This is a genomic window from Paenarthrobacter sp. NPDC089988 (assembly GCF_044748465.1).
In the GTDB taxonomy this organism is placed as follows: domain Bacteria; phylum Actinomycetota; class Actinomycetes; order Actinomycetales; family Micrococcaceae; genus Arthrobacter.
Map to the genome: position 1 here is coordinate 24092 of NZ_JBIVGD010000014.1, position 16640 is coordinate 40731.

The 16640-nt window shown below is 64.1% G+C and carries 12 protein-coding genes and 1 tRNA gene; 12 read left to right on the plus strand and 1 reads right to left on the minus strand.

The window, feature by feature from the left end:
• Positions 1-46: 46 nt before the first annotated feature.
• From ACIPV6_RS16300 to ACIPV6_RS16320, 5 genes are read left to right on the plus strand one after another with little or no spacing between them, the layout of a single operon-like run.
• Positions 47-1699 (plus strand): ABC transporter substrate-binding protein, encoded by a 1653-nt coding sequence (locus tag ACIPV6_RS16300; protein WP_400271881.1) that lies wholly within the window; start codon positions 47-49, stop codon positions 1697-1699.
• Entirely contained in the window at positions 1696-2649 is a 954-nt protein-coding gene (locus tag ACIPV6_RS16305; protein ID WP_400271882.1) for an ABC transporter permease, read from the plus strand. The genes ACIPV6_RS16300 and ACIPV6_RS16305 overlap by 4 nt, the downstream gene beginning before the upstream one ends.
• On the plus strand, positions 2646-3500 hold the full coding sequence (locus ACIPV6_RS16310) for an ABC transporter permease (RefSeq protein ID WP_400271883.1): 855 nt from the start codon (positions 2646-2648) through the stop codon (positions 3498-3500). Before ACIPV6_RS16305 ends, ACIPV6_RS16310 begins: the two co-directional genes overlap by 4 nt.
• Before the next feature lies 1 nt (position 3501).
• Complete coding sequence (locus ACIPV6_RS16315) at positions 3502-5160, plus strand: ABC transporter ATP-binding protein (protein ID WP_400271884.1); 1659 nt, start codon at positions 3502-3504, stop codon at positions 5158-5160.
• A complete protein-coding gene (locus tag ACIPV6_RS16320; protein WP_400271885.1) occupies positions 5157-6353 on the plus strand; it encodes a PLP-dependent aminotransferase family protein in 1197 nt (398 codons plus the stop codon). Before ACIPV6_RS16315 ends, ACIPV6_RS16320 begins: the two co-directional genes overlap by 4 nt.
• A gap of 118 nt (positions 6354-6471) precedes the next feature.
• Here ACIPV6_RS16320 and ACIPV6_RS16325 read toward each other — a convergent pair.
• Positions 6472-6554, minus strand: a tRNA-Leu gene (locus tag ACIPV6_RS16325).
• Between the two features lie 396 nt (positions 6555-6950).
• On the opposite strand from ACIPV6_RS16325, the gene ACIPV6_RS16330 reads away from it, so the two are divergent.
• Genes ACIPV6_RS16330 through pknB form a run of 7 tightly spaced genes read left to right on the plus strand, consistent with a single transcriptional unit; the run spans position 6951 to position 16540 of the window.
• Positions 6951-7697 (plus strand): FhaA domain-containing protein, encoded by a 747-nt coding sequence (locus tag ACIPV6_RS16330; RefSeq protein WP_397324250.1) that lies wholly within the window; start codon positions 6951-6953, stop codon positions 7695-7697.
• A 5-nt stretch (positions 7698-7702) separates the two neighbouring features.
• Positions 7703-8182, plus strand: a complete 480-nt coding sequence (locus tag ACIPV6_RS16335; protein ID WP_387437643.1) for an FHA domain-containing protein — start codon at positions 7703-7705, stop codon at positions 8180-8182.
• A 3-nt stretch (positions 8183-8185) separates the two neighbouring features.
• Positions 8186-9895, plus strand: coding sequence for a PP2C family protein-serine/threonine phosphatase (locus ACIPV6_RS16340; RefSeq protein ID WP_400271886.1), 1710 nt, complete (start codon positions 8186-8188; stop codon positions 9893-9895).
• Positions 9892-11322: an FtsW/RodA/SpoVE family cell cycle protein gene (locus ACIPV6_RS16345; protein ID WP_400271887.1), complete on the plus strand. Its 1431-nt coding sequence runs from the start codon at positions 9892-9894 to the stop codon at positions 11320-11322. The genes ACIPV6_RS16340 and ACIPV6_RS16345 overlap by 4 nt, the downstream gene beginning before the upstream one ends.
• A complete protein-coding gene (locus ACIPV6_RS16350) occupies positions 11319-12776 on the plus strand; it encodes a penicillin-binding transpeptidase domain-containing protein (RefSeq protein WP_400271888.1) in 1458 nt (485 codons plus the stop codon). Before ACIPV6_RS16345 ends, ACIPV6_RS16350 begins: the two co-directional genes overlap by 4 nt.
• Positions 12773-14602 carry a protein kinase gene (locus ACIPV6_RS16355; protein WP_400271889.1) on the plus strand — a complete coding sequence of 610 codons (1830 nt, stop codon included), beginning with the start codon at positions 12773-12775 and terminating at the stop codon, positions 14600-14602. Before ACIPV6_RS16350 ends, ACIPV6_RS16355 begins: the two co-directional genes overlap by 4 nt.
• Positions 14603-14608: 6 nt before the next feature.
• A complete protein-coding gene (gene pknB / locus ACIPV6_RS16360) occupies positions 14609-16540 on the plus strand; it encodes a Stk1 family PASTA domain-containing Ser/Thr kinase (RefSeq protein ID WP_400271890.1) in 1932 nt (643 codons plus the stop codon).
• The last annotated feature ends 100 nt before the right edge of the window (positions 16541-16640 follow it).

A 16640-nucleotide genomic window follows, 5' to 3' on the forward strand; every position in this document is an offset into this window, starting at 1 on the left:
ACCCGGCCACCCCAACGGCCGTACCCAACGCATCCAAGGAGCAACCATGAACACCTTCGCCACCCCCGAATTCCGCAGGCGAGCCTTCCTCGCGGGCCTCGGTGCCCTGTCAACCTCGGCACTCATCACCGCCTGCGGCGGGCCTACCGCCAGCACTGGCACCAACGGAGGCGCCCCTGTGGAAGGCGGCAACATCACCTTCCTGATCCAGGGCTACGACACTGGCTGGGTCTCCAGCAAGACCTCCATTTCCAGCTACGAGGGCAACCTCTGGGGCCAGATCACGGACAAGCTGGTCTACGTCAACGAAAAGGGCGAGCTCAGCCCCTGGGTCGCCGAGAAGTGGGAGGAGCTCAACGGAGCCAAAGACTTCGTCCTGCACCTGAAGGAGGGCGTTACCTTCTCCGACGGAACCCCGCTGGATGCCGCAGCGGTGGTGGCCAACCTCAATGCCTGGGCCAAGGGCGATTCGGCACGCGGCATCAGCAAGGTGGGATTGTTCCCGTCCACCAACTTCGTCTCCGCCGAGGCGGCCGACCCCAAGACGGTCAAGGTTTCCTTCTCCTCCCCCGCGCTCGGGTTCATCGCCACGTTGGCGTATCACGGCTGCATCCTGCTCTCGCCGAAGACCCTCGCCTTGCCGGTCGAGGCGCAGGCGGACCTCAGCCAGGAAATCGGCAGTGGCCCCTTTGTGGTGAAGTCCTGGAAGCAGGGCGACAGCTACGTGTTGGAGAAGCGCAAAGACTACAACTGGGGCCCGGCGGCACTCGGCCACACCGGACCGGCCCGCCTGGACACCATTACCTACAAGGTCATCAAGGACACCTCCGTCCGGACCTCCACGGTGGTTTCCGGACAGGCGGATGTTGCCTTCAACGTGGAGCCGCAGGAAATCGAGTCCCTCAAGGCACAGGGCTTCACGGTGGGAACGCCCCGCTACCTCGGCTTCGTCGATGGCTTCCAGGTGAACACCACGGCCTTCCCCACCAATGAACTCGCGGTTCGGCAGGCCATCCAGCACGGAATCGACCGCGAAGAGATCCGCAAGACGGTCTACACGGACGACTGGAACGCGGCCACCACGTTCATCCAGGGCAATGTCCCCGAGGCAGGCGAGTTCAGCGACTCCTTCAAGTTCGATCCGGAGAAGGCCAACAAGGTCCTGGACGACGCCGGCTGGGCCAAGGGCTCCGACGGTTACCGCACCAAGGACGGAAAGACCCTCGAGTTCACGCTCACGCCCAATCCGTATGTCCCTTCCACCAAGGCCGAGGACGAGCTCATTGCCCAGCAGCTTAAGAAGGTAGGCATCAAGGTCAACCTCAAGGTGGTGGACGTCGCCGGCTACGCCGCAATCCAGGCCAGCAAGCCGCCGCTGTTCCAGACCTCGCGAAGCTTCGTCGACGTCGGCACGGTAGCCGGTGTCCTGACCAGCCAGAACAAGGGTGAGGACTGGTTCAGCGTTGGTACCAGCGACCAGAAACTGAACGACCTTTCGACGGCGATCGCCACCGCCTCGGACCGCGCCTCCCGGGAGAAGGTGGCGGACGAACTGCAAAAGTACGTGCTGGAGCAGGGCTACTTTGTACCCCTTAACCAGCTCGTCCAGCGTCTATACCTGATCAACCCGAAGATCAAGGACGTCCAGTACAACGGCCTGGCGTACGCGAACTTCTACACCGCCTGGATTTCACAGTGACCAGCGACTACCGGCGCTTTGCCCTCACGCGTGTGGGCCAGGCGGTCATCGTGGTCCTCCTCGCCTACGTCCTGACGTTCCTGGTGATCAGCGTGCTTCCCGGCGACGCCATCACCAATTCGCTGCGCGATCCGCAGCATGGACTCAGCGAGGAGGACATCCAGCGGATCGTGTCCTACTACGGGCTCGATCAGCCGGTGATCGTGCAATTGCTCCTGTCACTTGGCCGGTTCCTGACGGGCGAACTCGGCTTTTCCTTGCAGTCCAACCTCCCGGTGACCCAGATCGTCGGGGATGCACTGCCATCAACCCTGACTCTGGCGTCGAGCGCCCTGGTCATCGCAATCGTTTTCGCCGTGGCCATCGCCTACGGCGCCCAGTACCTTCCGGGAAAGTGGGGAGCGGTTGTCCGTTCCATCCCGTCGCTCTTCCTTTCCGTGCCGAACTTCGTGATCGGCCTCATCCTGATCGAGCTCTTCGCCTTCCGCCTGCACTCCTTCACCACCACTGATCCCAATAGCCCAGTGGCCACACTGTTCGCGGCCATCACCTTGGCGATCCCCGTCTCGGCGCCGTTGGCCGAGGTCCTGATTGCCAGCCTGGACCACGAGTCCCGGCAGGAGTACGCAGTAGTGGCACGCTCCCGTGGCCTGACGGAAGCCAGGCTTTTCGCGAAGCACTTGGTGAAGCCATCGGCGCTGCCCTCGGTGGCGATGGTGGCCTTGATCGTCGGTGAACTCCTGGGCGGCTCGGTCATCACCGAAACCATCTTTGGTCGCGACGGCATCGGCACCGTGGTTCAGAAGGCGGTGACGGGCGAAGACCAACCGGTGCTGCAAGCAGTGGTATCCCTTTCAGCCGTGGTGTTCGTGGTGGTCAACCTGCTGGCGGACCTGGCCTCGCCGCTGCTGGATCCGCGCGTCAAACTCCGGGAGAAGGTAAGCGCATGACCGCCCTGCTCAGCAACCCCCAGCTCAACCAAACAGAACCTGCGCAGCGGAAACTGACGGATGGGCTGCCGCCCGTCACGGTCCTCCTGTCCTTCGCAGTGGTTTTGCTCGTCATCCTGTGGTCCCTGGTGCCCGGTCTCTTCACGCACTACAGCCCCGTTACGGGCGATACCGCAAGCAAGTTGGCCGCACCCAGCGCAGCACACTGGTTCGGCACCGACTACCTTGGCCGCGACCAGTACGCGCGCGTCGTCCATGGCACGGCCTCCTCTGTCACGAGTGCCTTGGTGGCCGTCCTGATCGGCTTGGTAGTTGGCAGCATCATTGGCCTCGCGGCAGGTTTCCGTGGCGGCTGGGTCGACTCGATCCTCGGCCGTTTCGTGGACGTACTCCTGGCCATCCCGGGCTTCCTCCTGGCTGTGGTCATCGTGAGTTCCCTTGGGTTCCAGACCATCAACGCCGCCATCGCAACGGGAGTGTCCGCCGTCGCAGTTTTCGCCCGGCTGATGCGTGCAGAAGTGCTGCGCGTCCGCGGCGCAACGTACGTCGAAGCGTCCTATCTGGAAGGCGGCAACCGGCTTCACGCTTTGCTGGGGCACATCCTCCCCAACGCGTACCGCTCCGTGCTGGTCCTGGCCGTCCTGCAGTTCGGTACATCCATCCTGGTCATCGCATCGTTGGCGTTCCTTGGCTATGGCGATCCTCCTCCGGCTTCGGACTGGGGCCTGCTGGTGGCCTCCGGCAAGACCTACGTCACGGCTCCATGGCTCGTGTACGCGCCGGCGCTGGTCATCGTCATCACCGTCTTGTCCGTGAACCGCATCAGCCGCTGGCTGCGAAAGGCGAAGTGACATGAGTTCCCTCTTAACAGTGCAAGGTTTGTCGATCGCGTACGGCCGTGCCGCCGTCGTCCATGACGTGGGGTTTTCGCTCGCAAAAGGTGAGAGCCTCGCGCTGATTGGCGAATCGGGCTCCGGAAAGTCGACCATCGCCAAGGCCGTCCTCCGGCTGCTCCCGCACGACTCCACCGCCACCGGGAAAGTGGAGTTGAACGGCCAGGACCTCCTGTCCCTTCCGGAGAAGCAGTTCCGGCCCTTCCGCGGCCGTGAGCTCGGTTTCATCCCGCAGGATCCTGCGTCGGCCCTCAACCCCGTACGGTCCATCGGCGCCCAAGCCCACGAGGCCGCCGCGCTGCTGGGCGAAACGGACCCCGAGGTCCGGCGCACGAAGATCCTGGAGGTCCTCGAACAGGTGGGATTGCCCGATCCCGGCCGCGTGTACAACTCCTACCCGCACCAATTGTCCGGCGGTATGCTGCAGCGCGTCCTCATTGCGCTGACGGTACTTCCGCGGCCGTCACTGATCGTCGCGGATGAGCCCACCTCCGCCTTGGACGTCACGGTGCAGAAGCTCATCCTGGACATGCTGACCGAGCTCCGCCGCGAACTGGACATCAGTCTGCTCCTCATTACCCACGATCTTGCCATTGCGGCGGAACGCACCGATTCTCTGGTGGTGCTGAAGGATGGCGCGGTCCAGGAAAGTGGTCCGTCGCGCGAAATTTTCGCCGCGCCCGCAACGGAGTACGCGCGCAACCTCCAGGCAGATGTACCCGCCATGCACCCGGACAGGTACCGGAACCAGCGGTTAACGCACGACGACGGCTCCCGGACTGACGCTTCAAGGTCACCAAACGTGCCCGCACAGATTGATGTGCGCGGGGTAACCAAGCGGTTCCATGCCGGCGGGAAGGACGTCGTGGCCGTGGATGGCGTCTCGTTCTCCGTGGAACGGGGACGGACGCACGCACTTGTCGGCGAATCCGGATCGGGCAAAACCACCGCCGTCCGGTTGCTGCTCGGGCTGGAACAACCGGACGGCGGGGAGATCGCCGTCGCCGGCCAGCCGACGTCGGGCAGGTCCCGGAACGAAGTCCGCGAGATCCGCCGCCATCTCCAACTCGTGTACCAGAACCCGTTCACCTCCCTGGATCCCACGTGGAAGGTCAGCAAGATCGTCCAGGAACCCCTGGACCAGTTCGGGGTGGGCACCAAAGCGGAACGGGCCCAACGGGTCCTCGATGCATTGGAGTCCGTTGGCCTTCCCGCCTCCGTGGCGCCACGCAGGCCGGCAAACCTGTCCGGTGGCCAGCGGCAACGCGTGGCTATCGCCCGCGCGCTGGTGGTGCGTCCCGACGTCGTGGTCTTGGACGAACCCACGTCCGCGCTCGACGTGAGCGTCCAGGCGGGAATCCTGGAATTGCTCTCCAAGCTGCAGCGCGAACTTGGCCTGACGTACCTGTTCGTCTCGCATGACCTCGCGCTGGTCCGGCAGGTTGCGGACACCGTTTCCGTGCTCAGGCGTGGGCAGGTAGTGGAAGACGGCCCCGTGGAGGACATCTTCCTGCGTCCCCAACATCCCTATACCCAGGCACTGCTCCAAGCGATCCCGCTGGCCACGCCTGTCCGGGACAAGACAGAAGCCAAACAACTAGCGGAGGCATCAACATGACCGTGAACCTGACCACCAACCGCCGGCCCGCCCTGATCGAGGCGTTCACCGCGCCCCAGGGATTCGGCGACGCAACACTGCGCGACAAGCGTGCAGACGCCATCGAACTCCTGGGCGGCATCCCGGATCCCAGTGTGTTGCCCACAACGGAACTGGCCGCGGCCACGGCCCGAGTACTGGCCAAACCGGGAGTCCCCGCGCTTCAGTACTCGCGGACCGAAGGCATTTCTCCGCTGCGCGAGTGGATCGCCGAACGCGAGGGCGTCTCCGTTGACCGCATCCTCATCACTAACGGCGGCTTCCACGGCTTGTCCCTGGCCATCCAATCCGTCGTGGAACGTGGCGACCTTGTTGCTGTGGACAATCCCATCTTCCCGTTGTTCCTTCGGGGGCTGCAGCTGTCCGATGCCAGGACCCTGCCTGTGTTCGTGGGCCCGAACGGATTGGACGTCGACCATCTCAGCGATCTTCTCCGGGGCGGTGCCCGGCCATCCGCCCTCTATACAGTGCCGGACTTCCATAACCCCTCGCAGGGAACGCTCCCGGGTGAGGCCCGACGCGAGTTGGTGAGGCTGGCCGAGCACTACGGATTCGTGATCCTGGCGGACAACCCTTATCGAGAGCTGCGTTTCTCCGGAGAGCAGGAAAGCGTGGAAGAGTTCAACAACTCGGACCACGTACTCCACATCAACACGTTCACCAAGACCTTGGGTCCCGGCCTCCGTCTCGGCTGGACTGTCACCCCTGAGCACTTGGCGCGTGATCTTGTGGCGCTCAGGAGCCGGCAGGACTCCCACAGCTCCACGTTGGTCCAGGCGGTCATCGGCGAACTCGTGACGTCCGACCCCGGAATATTCGACTCCACGCTTGAGAAGGCGCGCGCTCTGTACCGGAGCCGTGCCGAGACCCTTGTGGCGGCGTTGGACCGGGAAGCTCCCGGGGCGTTCGAGTCCGTCCTGCCCGAGGGCGGGCTCTTCTTGTGGCCGCGACTGGCCGAAGGGTCAGTGGACCCGGACCAGCTCGCCGCTGATGCCAGCGCGGAAGGTGTTGAGTACCAGCGGGGTTCATTCTTCCCGTCCGGACCTGGCACCGAAGCCGACCGCCACCTCCGCCTGGCCTACGGCGACGTGTCCGCGGAGAAACTCGAAGAGGCCGCAGCCCGCCTTGGACGTGCCCTGAAGCGCCAGTCCTGACCCATCTGGATCGCAGTTCAGGTCGTTGCCAGCCCTGGGAACGGCCTGAACTGCGACTTACTTGGCGGGCACAAACAAAAGAGCCCCGGTCCTAAGACCGGGGCTCTTTCAGATTGCGTGCGCGAGGGGGGATTTGAACCCCCACACCCTTTCGGATACTGGCACCTGAAGCCAGCGCGTCTGCCGTTCCGCCACTCGCGCGCAACTTCTTTTTCAGGACCCTGACCGGTAACCGGCTTCGCTTCCTTCAAAAGCAGCGAGATCAAGCATAACGGACACTTTGGGCAAAACACCAATCGGCCGCCGCAAGGGTCCTGGAACGACATTTCGGAACACACGAACAAGGCCGCAAAGGCAGCCAACAACAGCTGAACAGCGAGGAAATTTAGTCGCTGCCCCGGCCCGCCACGACGGGCATGTGGCGAACTTTTCCGGGTCGCAAGGCGTTGTGGATTAAGGCCATTCCCAGTCACTCCCAGTAGTATCGGGAAGTGAAAGGGCCGTTTGGCGCTCACTTCAGTGTGTGCACGGACGGGACCATGGACCGACTATCGAGCCAGGCACCGCGTGTGCCGCGACGAAGAAAGGAGAAGGACCATGGGTCTGCTGGACAAAGTGGAACGCGGCATTGAAAAAGCCGTCCGCAACGTCTTCTCCACGGGGTCGCGGGCACGTGTTGAGCCGGTGGAAATAGCCAGCAAACTGCGGCGCGAACTGGACAACCAGTCCATCACCATTGCGGCGGGACGCACCCTCGCCCCCAACGTTTTCGATGTCCTCCTCAGCAATGACGATTTCACCAGGGCACAGGAATGGGGCACGCCCCTCGCCGAGGAGCTCTGCGATGTTGTTATCCAGCATGTGCGCAGCCAGGGCTACACGCTGCAGGGTCCCGTGCGGATCTCCTTCCGCCGGAATGAGGAAGAGCGGGCCGGTCACTTCGAAATCGCCTCCCGGACCGAAAAGTCCGACGGCGGCGCTCCCGCCCCGCAGGCTCCGCGGCCAAACCTTCCAGCGGCACCGGCCCGGCAACCCACCAGGCTCCAACCTGTCCTGGATATCGGCGGCCAGCGGTACTCCCTCAATGCCCAGTCGGTTGTGCTGGGCCGCTCCTCGGAAGCAGACATCCTGGTGGATGACACCGGTGTTTCGCGGAAGCACCTTGAGGTCCGTACGCAGAACGGCACCACCTGGGCCGTAGACCTTGGCTCCACCAACGGCAGCTACGTCAATGGCCACAAGGTAGACGGCAGCGTGGAACTCACAGACGGCTCAACCATCACGATGGGACGTACCAAGATTATTTTCCGCCTTCTCCCCCAAAACCCGGGTGGCAACGCGTGAACGACATCAGCGAACTGACAATCACCGCTCTTCGCTTCGGTTTCCTCTTGCTGCTGTGGGTCTTGATCTTCAGCATCGTGTCCACCATGCGCCGCGACTTCCAGATCGGACGCAAAGCCGTGACTGGCACGCCCACGGCGCGTGAGGTCCGCAAGCATCCGGAGTTGGCCGCCTCGCCGCCGCCCGCCATCCAGCATGCCCGGAACCTCGTGGTCACCGAAGGACCGTTGAAGGGCACCACGCTCCCCCTCGCAGCCAGTCCCATTCTGTTGGGCCGCGCACAGGAAGCCACGCTTGTCCTGGAAGACGACTACGCTTCAGGCCGCCATGCCCGCCTGTTCCCGCAAGGCAGCCGTTGGTTCATCGAGGACCTTGGCTCCACCAACGGCACCTATCTGGCCGATCAGCAGCTCACCCGCGCTTTGCCGGTGGAGCTTGGCGTCCCCGTGAGAATCGGCAAGACGGTCATTGAATTGAGGCCGTAGTCCGTGGCCGCCCCCCAGACCACCGAAGGCAAGGAAACGCCGGCGGAGCGCCCCCTCATCATGCGCTACGCGGCGCGTTCCGACGTCGGCCGGATCCGCTCCAAGAATGACGACTCCGCTTACGTGGGCCGCCATCTTGCCGTCGTCGCCGATGGCATGGGCGGCCACGCCGGTGGCGACGTGGCCTCGGCATCGACGGTCCTGGACATGATCCACCTGGACCACGACGATTACCCGGACGGCGCAGACACTGTCCTTGCTGACGAGATCCAGACCGCGAATTCCTTGCTGTCGGAGCTCGTCCACCAAAACCCCAAGCTTTCCGGCATGGGCACCACCGTTACGGCGCTGCTCCTTGAGGGCCGCAAGCTGCACTTTGCCCACATCGGCGATTCCCGCGCCTACCGCCTGCGCAACAAGAAGTTCGAGCAAGTCAGCATCGACCACACCTTCGTGCAGCGCCTCATCGATGAGGGCCGCCTGCGCCCGGAGGAAGCCGAAACACATCCCCACAAGAACGTCCTGATGCGCGTCCTGGGCGACGTTGACGCGAGTCCCGAGCTGGACCTGGACATTCTGGATGTCGAGCCCGGCGAACGCTGGCTGCTGTGTTCCGATGGCCTGAACTATGTGGCCGGACATGTAGTGGAGCGCAAAGTCCGCGAGATCAAGGACCTCCGCGAGTGCGTGGAAACCCTGGTGGACCTGACCCTTGAAGCCGGCGCCCCGGACAACGTCACCGTCGTGATGCTTGAGATCGTGGAAGAAACGGACGACGACGTCAGCACGGCCGCCGTCGACGTCGTACCTCCCGCGGTACCCGCCCAAGCCGAACAGGCGGACACGGTCACCGCCAGCAAGTCAGCGGAAGAAACGCCAGCTTCGAAGGATGCGGCGGCGAAAACCGCAACAGGCAGCAAGGAGCCCGCAGCGGGTTCCTCGTTCAGCGCCCACGGACCCGGCACCAGGGATCCTGACGCCGCAGATCCCGATGCCCCCGGCAAGGAAGCGGCCAAGGACCACTCCGCCGAGGACAAGGAACCGCCCGCCACGACGGATCCCAACCTGGGCGAGCACCTGTCCGCCGAGGTCCTGCGCGAGGAACTGGCCAGCCGGCCCCACGAACTGGTTGGCGCGGCGGCGACGGCTGCCGAGACCGGCTCGATTCCCACGGTGGCAGGCCGCACGGTGGCCCGCCGGGCAGCGACGGTCCTGACGCACAAGGCCGAACAGGACCGCCTCGAACTCGAAGAACCCCCGCGGCGCCGCATCCGTTGGCTCATGCCCGCCGTGGCCGCCGTCGTGGTCCTTGGCGTGGTGGTGGGCCTGTGGCTCGGCTATGCCTGGACCCAGACCCGTTACTACGTGGGCGAGTTCGACCAGCGCGTTGCCATCTACAACGGCATCTCGCAGCGGCTCGGTCCCATCCAGCTTTCGCGATTGGAGTCGGTGACGGACCTTCGCGTCGACTCGCTGCCCGAGTACGGCCGCCAGAGCGTCCGGCAGACCGTTCCCGCCGGAGACCTGGACGACGCCCAGCGGATTGTGGAGAACTTGAAGAACTACGGCAGCGCTTCGGCAAGCTGCCCCAGCTCTTCCCCCACCGCAACTCCCACCCCCTCCCCAAGCACCAGCGTTCCTGTTCCAAGCACGGCAGCGATTGCCACACCAACGCCCTCGCCCGTCCCGACTCCATGTGAGGCGGCAAAATGATCCAGACTGAAACAACTCCCAAGCCCCGCCGGAACGTCGAGCTGGTGCTCATCGTCCTGGCCCTGGCCGTGGGCATCGGTGCGAGTGCTTTGGTGAGCATCAATTCCGAGTCCGGGCTGGACAGCGATTTCTGGTTCCAATCCAGCCTGCTCGCCTTGGCTGCGTTCGCCTTCCACGTGGTCCTCCGACTCCGCGCTAAATATGCCGACCCGGTAATACTTCCGATTGTGGTTGCACTCAACGGACTGGGCCTGGCGCTGATCCACCGCATGGATGCTCCGGGCGAAGACACAGGGAACAACCAGCTCCGTTGGACGCTCATTGCCATGGCCGTGGCCATCGCCGTCATCTGGTTCCTCAAGGACCACCGGATCCTTCGTCGGTTCACCTATATTTCCCTGGCTGTCAGTGCTTTCCTGCTGATCTTGCCCTTGGTTCCGGGCATTTCCGCCGGTGAGATCCTCGGCGCACGGGTGTGGATCCGCGTCGGCCCTATGACGTTCCAGCCTGGCGAAATTGCCAAGATCACCCTCGCAATATTCTTCGCCGGGTATCTATCCTCCAACCGGGACCTGATCCTGCTGGCCGGACGCAAGATCGGCCCCATGCAGTTCCCGCGGTTCAAAGACCTCGGCCCCATGATTACCGCCTGGCTGGTGAGCATCGGCGTCTTGGTCTTCCAGCGTGACCTCGGCTCGTCCATCCTCTTTTTCGGCCTGTTCATCGTCATGATCTACGTGGCCACCAGCCGTATCTCCTGGGTGGTGATCGGCCTCGCGCTGATTCTTGGCGGCGGCTTCATAGCGTCCAGGATCTTCTCGCACGTCGCGTTCCGTATCGACAGCTGGATCAACGCCTTCACCCCGGAAGTCTTCGGACGGTCACCCGGCGGCAGTGGACAGATTGTCCAAGGCCTGTTCGGCATGGCCGACGGCGGGCTCGTGGGAACGGGACTGGGCCAGGGCAGGCCGGACCTTGTTCCCTTTGCCAACAGCGACATGATCGTGGCACTCATCGGCGAGGAACTCGGCCTGATTGGCCTGTTCGCCGTGGTGATGCTCTACCTGCTGCTGTTCACCCGCGGCTTCCGTGCCGCACTGGGCACCCGGGATGCGTTCGGCAAGCTCCTTGCGTGTGGCCTGTCTTTCGCCATCGCCCTGCAGTGCTTCGTGGTGATCGGCGGCGTGACCCGTTTGATCCCGCTGACCGGCCTCACCACGCCGTTCCTCGCCGCAGGTGGCTCGTCGCTCCTGGCCAACTGGATCATTGTTGGATTACTTCTCATGATTTCCAACACGGCACGGGGTCCAGTGGACACTACACCCATGGTCAACAGGCCACCGGCAACCAGCAGCACCCCGGCTGCCCGTAAGCCGGCCACCGGACAGAACCCCAGCACACCAACAGAGGCGGTGAAGCAGCAATGAACCAGGCTATTAGGAGTTCGTGGATGGCTGCCGTCGCCATGTTTGCCTTGATCCTTGGCGCCATCAGCTACGTGCAGGTGATCGGCGCCGACGATCTCAACAAGAATCCTTGGAACCAGCGAGCGATCCTCGCGTCCTTCTGCAATGACCGCGGGGCCATCATCGTGGCCGGCACGCCGATCGCCGAATCTGTCACAGGGACCGAGTCCTGCGCGTTCCAGCGAAAGTACACCCAACCCGAGCTGTACGCCGGCATCACGGGTTACTTCTCCAAGGGCTTTGGTTCCACGGGCCTTGAGCAGTCCATGGGAGATACCCTCGCGGGCAACTCGGACCAGTTGTTCCTGGACCGCGTCAGCCAGATGTTCCTCGGGAACGAGCCCAAGGGTGCCTCCGTGGAGCTGACCTTGGACCCCGCCGTCCAGAAGCTTGCCTATGACCTGATCCCGGACGGCCAGCGCGGCTCCATTGTGGTGACCAACCCGAAGACCGGAGCCATCCTGGCCATGGTCTCCAAACCGTCCTACGACCCCAACCTGATCGCCACCCATGACACCAAGGCGGCGCAGGCCAACTACAACGAGCTGAACCAGATTCCGGGCATCAACCTGAACCAGAACGTGAGCGGCCCCACGGGCAACCTGCTCTCTCCGGGCTCTGTCTTCAAGCTGATCGATACCGCTGCGGCGTTGAACTCGGGGAAGTACAACAAGGACAGCGAGCTTCCGAACCCCGCCAGCCTGCCGCTCCCGGGATCCAGCGCAAGCCTCCCCAACTATGCCGGCGGTAACTGCAATGTCCGGGAGACGGCGTCGTTCTCCTTCGCCCTGGAGCAAAGCTGCAACACGCCGTTCGCCAGCATCGCGCTGGACCTTGGCCAGGACGCCATCCGCCAGCAGGCCGAGAAATTCGGTTTTGGTGACTACTTCGGCGACCAGTTGAAACTCCAGATGGCGCCGAGCGTCTTCCCGAAGGACCTTGACCAGGCACAGTTGGCACAGTCCTCGGTGGGCCAGCGCGACGTCAAGGCGACCCCGTTGCAGATCAACCTCATGACCGCGGCCATTGCCAACGGCGGCGTGCAAATGAAGCCAAACCTCGTCAAGACCGTCAGGTCCCCGGATCTCCGCGTTATCAGCGAGACCAAGCCCGAGGCCCTCCGCACCAGCACCACGGCTCCCATCGCCGGCCAGATCACCGAGTGGATGACCAGCGCCGTGGACAACGGCATCGCCAACGGCGCCGCTGTTTCCGGCGTCAAGGTGGCCGGCAAGACCGGCACCGCGGAACTGGGCGATTCAGGCCTGAACAACTCATGGTTTACCGGGTTCGCCCCGGCAAACGACCCGCAAGTGGCCGTCACCATCGTCATGGAAGGTGTGGATGTGCTCAGCGGTGCCAAGCTAACCAGTCCGAACGCAAAGAAGATTTTTGAGGCGGTGTTGAATAAGTGAGACCTACTTCGGGAATCACACTCGGCGGCAGGTTCCAGTTGACCAGTCGCATTGCGATTGGTGGCATGGGCGAGGTCTGGAAGGCCAAGGACCAGATCCTGGGCCGGATCGTGGCCATCAAGGTGCTCAAGGAGGAATACACCGGCGACCCCGGATTCCTGCAGCGCTTCCGTGCCGAGGCCCGCCACACAGCACTGCTCAACCACGTGGGTATCGCCAACGTTTTCGACTACGGCGAGGAAGCCGGCTCCGCGTACCTGGTCATGGAGCTTGTTCCGGGCCACCCGCTCAGCGCCATCCTTGAGCGCGAGCAGGTGCTGTCTCCGGACATGACGCTCTCCATCATTTCCCAGACGGCACGTGCCCTGGCCGTGGCGCACGCACAGGGACTGGTGCACCGCGACATCAAGCCCGGCAACCTGTTGATCACGCCGGACAACCGCGTCAAGGTAACGGACTTCGGCATCGCCCGCCTTGCGGACCAGGTACCGCTGACCCAGACCGGACAGGTCATGGGCACAGCCCAGTACCTCGCACCGGAACAGGCCACCGGCCAGACCGCTACGGGGTCCTCGGACATCTACTCGCTGGGTGTCATCGGCTATGAGTGCCTCACGGGCCACCGGCCGTTCTCCGGCGAGTCGCAGATTGCCATTGCCCTGGCCCAGGTGAATGACGCTCCGCCGCCCCTGCCGGAGACGCTCCCCACCCCGGTGCGGGCGCTGCTCATGTCCATGCTGGCCAAGGACCCCAAGAACCGTCCCGCCAACGCCATCAAGCTGGCGGAAGCCGCTGAGGCCATCCGCAACGGGGACATCGCCACGGCCCACGCCGCCGTTCCCGGCATGCTCCTTTTTGAAGGTGCCACCGGCCCCATCACCGCTCCGGTCAACACGGCCACGGCCCCCACGGGCGTGGTTGCCTCGCCGTTCGGCAAAGAGCAGTCGACGACGGCGACCTCCGCACTTCCGGTGGTTGGCGCCGCCGCTGCCGGGGCTGCTGTGGGCGCCGCTGCCGCTTCGTCGGACAACGCGCTGACCCGTGCCAACGCCTTGGAAGCAGAACGCCAGCTCAACGACGACGAGACCGTTTACAGCGACGATGACGGCAACTACGACGACCAGGAACCGGAGCGCAAGAAGCGCAGCCCGTGGACCTGGCCCCTCGTGGCGCTGATCCTGCTGGTCCTTTTTGCCCTGGTTGGGTTCCTGATTTCACAGTCGGGTTTCTTCTCGCCGAGCCCCAGCCCCAGCAGTTCCTCGTCCAGTCCCAGCGTGTCCTCGAGCCCCACCAGCAGCTCGGCTTCACCCACGCCCTCCCAGACGTCGCAGACGCCCACTCCTTCGCAGTCCACGCCGGAGAAGATCAATGTGATCCCGGAGCAGTTCCAGGGACAGCAATTCCCGAAGGTCAGCTCTGAATTGCGGGCAATGGGCTTGGGCGTCAACGGCCAGGAGGTCTTCAGCAACACCGCCGCGCCGGGCGAGGTCATCAGCCTCAACCCAACCGGTCCCGTTGACCCAGGCACCACCATCACCGTCCAGTATTCCAAGGGTCCTGAGATGGTGGCTGTCCCGAGCATCGGCGTGGGCTTGCCCGAAGACCAGGTTCGCGGGCTCATCGAGGGCGCAGGCCTTCGTTGGGTGGCTGGCGATCCCGTCAACGGTTCCCCAACGCAGCAGCCCGGGACGTTCGTCCGGTCTTCGCCGGCCGCGGGCACCAACGTGGAAGCAGGCTCGCTGGTTACCTACTACCTGTCCAAGTCCGTGGTTCCCACCAGCCCGTCGTCGTCCAGCGCAAGCCCCAGCGCCCAGGCAACCAAGTAGTTCACCATGTCAACGTCACGGCCCGGTCCGGCACACCGAGAGGAAAGCACGCCTGTGTCTGAACAGCGCATCCTCAACGGTCGCTACGAACTCGGTGAGCTGATCGGCCGTGGCGGCATGGCAGATGTCTACCGCGGCACGGATACGCTCCTTGGACGGACCATCGCGGTCAAAGTCCTCCGGGCGGATCTCGCCCGCGATCCCCAGTTCCAGGCCCGCTTCAAGCGCGAGGCACAAGCCGTAGCTGCGCTCAACCACGCCTCCATCGTGGCCATCTTCGACACCGGGGAGTACTCGGTTCCCGGCGGCCCCGGAGAGGACGTACGCGTCCCGTACATCGTCATGGAGTTCGTCTCAGGCCGTACCTTGCGGGACATGATCAAGGCTAAAGAGCTGACGGTCGAGGACTCCATTGGCTATACCCTCGGTGTGCTGTCCGCCCTTGAGTACAGCCACCGCGCGGGCATTGTCCACAGGGACATCAAGCCCGCCAACGTGATGGTGTGCGGTGACAGTGGCGACGTGAAGGTCATGGACTTCGGCATCGCACGCGCCATGGCGGATTCGTCCGCCACCATGACCCAAACGCAGGCAGTGGTAGGAACAGCGCAGTACCTGTCGCCGGAGCAAGCCAGGGGCGAGACCGTCGATGCCCGCAGCGACCTCTACTCGGCAGGCTGCCTGCTCTTCGAACTCCTGACGGGCCGCCCGCCATTCGTGGGCGACAGCCCGGTGTCCGTGGCCTACCAGCACGTGCGGGAAGTTCCGGATCTTGCCAGCGCCCACAACCCCGAGGTTTCCGAAGCCCTCGATTCTGTCCTGACCAAGGCCTTGCAGAAAAACCGCAGCGACCGCTTCCAGGATGCCGCGGCCTTCCGCCGCGCCCTCAGGGCAGCGAGCAACGGCATCCCGGTACCTGCCGTCGCCGCCAGCGAGGCTCCTACGGATCCCAACGACCTCGTGGATGACGAGGGCCCCGCAACCCAATTGCTGAGCGCCACCGCCGTCGGGTTCCTCGACGTGGACCAAATCAACGAGGACCCCGAGCGGGCCGGTTACAACGAGCCGCAGGCCTACGCCACCCGAGCCCAGGAGGAACCGCTTCCGCTGGGCCTCCCACCGGAACGGGAGCGGACCCCACGGCAGAACTCCCGCCGTCGTGCGTGGGCAGCCACGCTCGCCATCTTCACCATCCTGGTCCTTGCCGGCGCCGGATTCTGGATCTACAGCGTGGTCAACACACCCCCGCCCGCGCCCGCCAAGGTGGCTGTTCCCACCGTGGCGAACATGTCCGAGTCGCAGGCGATCCAGGAGCTTTACGGCGCCAAATTGGTGCCCAAAACCACGCGTGTTGCCAGCGATTCGGTGGCCAAGGACATGGCCATCGGCACCTCACCGACTGCCGGTTCCCAGCTCGAACAAAACGCCGAGGTGATTCTGAACATCTCCAGCGGCCCCAGTTCCGTGACCATTCCGAAGGACATCGCTGGGCGCACGGAAGCGGACGCCAGGGACTACCTCCGAAGCTTGGGAATCACCGGCACCATCTCGACCGTCCGGACCAACAGCCCCACAGTCGCTGCAGGCCTGGTGATCACCACGGGCCCTGCGCCCGGAGCACCCATAGCTGCCGGGTCCAACGTGGAACTACAGGTCTCCTCGGGCAAGGTCCTGATGCCGCAACTCATCGGCCTTGCGCAAGCAGAAGCCGAAGCGCTGCTGAAGGAAAACGGTTTGGTGATGACCGTCGTCGAGCAGGAAAACAGCCAAGTGGAACCCGGCAAGGTGACCGCCCAGAGCGACGCTTTCAACGTCGAAGTCGATCAGGGCAAGACCATCACTGTGACAGTGGCGAAGGCGCCGGCCCCGAGTCCCACTCCCACACCAACGCCCACGGACAAGCCGAAGCCCTCGCCGTCAGCCACCAAGAAGGACTGACGAGCGCCCCGACGGTCGCAATCGTAGTCGCCGGTGTCCGGCAGCGTGCGTCAAAGCGACGAAGGAGCAGCACGCAGAGGACGGCGGCGGCGGCCGACCA

Coding starts and splice junctions, on each gene's coding strand:
- ACIPV6_RS16310 (WP_400271883.1), top strand. CDS start 2,646: ATGACCGCCCTGCTCAGCAACCCCCAGCTCAACCAAACAGAACCTGCG.
- ACIPV6_RS16300 (WP_400271881.1), top strand. CDS start 47: ATGAACACCTTCGCCACCCCCGAATTCCGCAGGCGAGCCTTCCTCGCG.
- ACIPV6_RS16345 (WP_400271887.1), top strand. CDS start 9,892: ATGATCCAGACTGAAACAACTCCCAAGCCCCGCCGGAACGTCGAGCTG.
- ACIPV6_RS16315 (WP_400271884.1), top strand. CDS start 3,502: ATGAGTTCCCTCTTAACAGTGCAAGGTTTGTCGATCGCGTACGGCCGT.
- ACIPV6_RS16350 (WP_400271888.1), top strand. CDS start 11,319: ATGAACCAGGCTATTAGGAGTTCGTGGATGGCTGCCGTCGCCATGTTT.
- ACIPV6_RS16330 (WP_397324250.1), top strand. CDS start 6,951: ATGGGTCTGCTGGACAAAGTGGAACGCGGCATTGAAAAAGCCGTCCGC.
- ACIPV6_RS16320 (WP_400271885.1), top strand. CDS start 5,157: ATGACCGTGAACCTGACCACCAACCGCCGGCCCGCCCTGATCGAGGCG.
- pknB (WP_400271890.1), top strand. CDS start 14,609: ATGTCAACGTCACGGCCCGGTCCGGCACACCGAGAGGAAAGCACGCCT.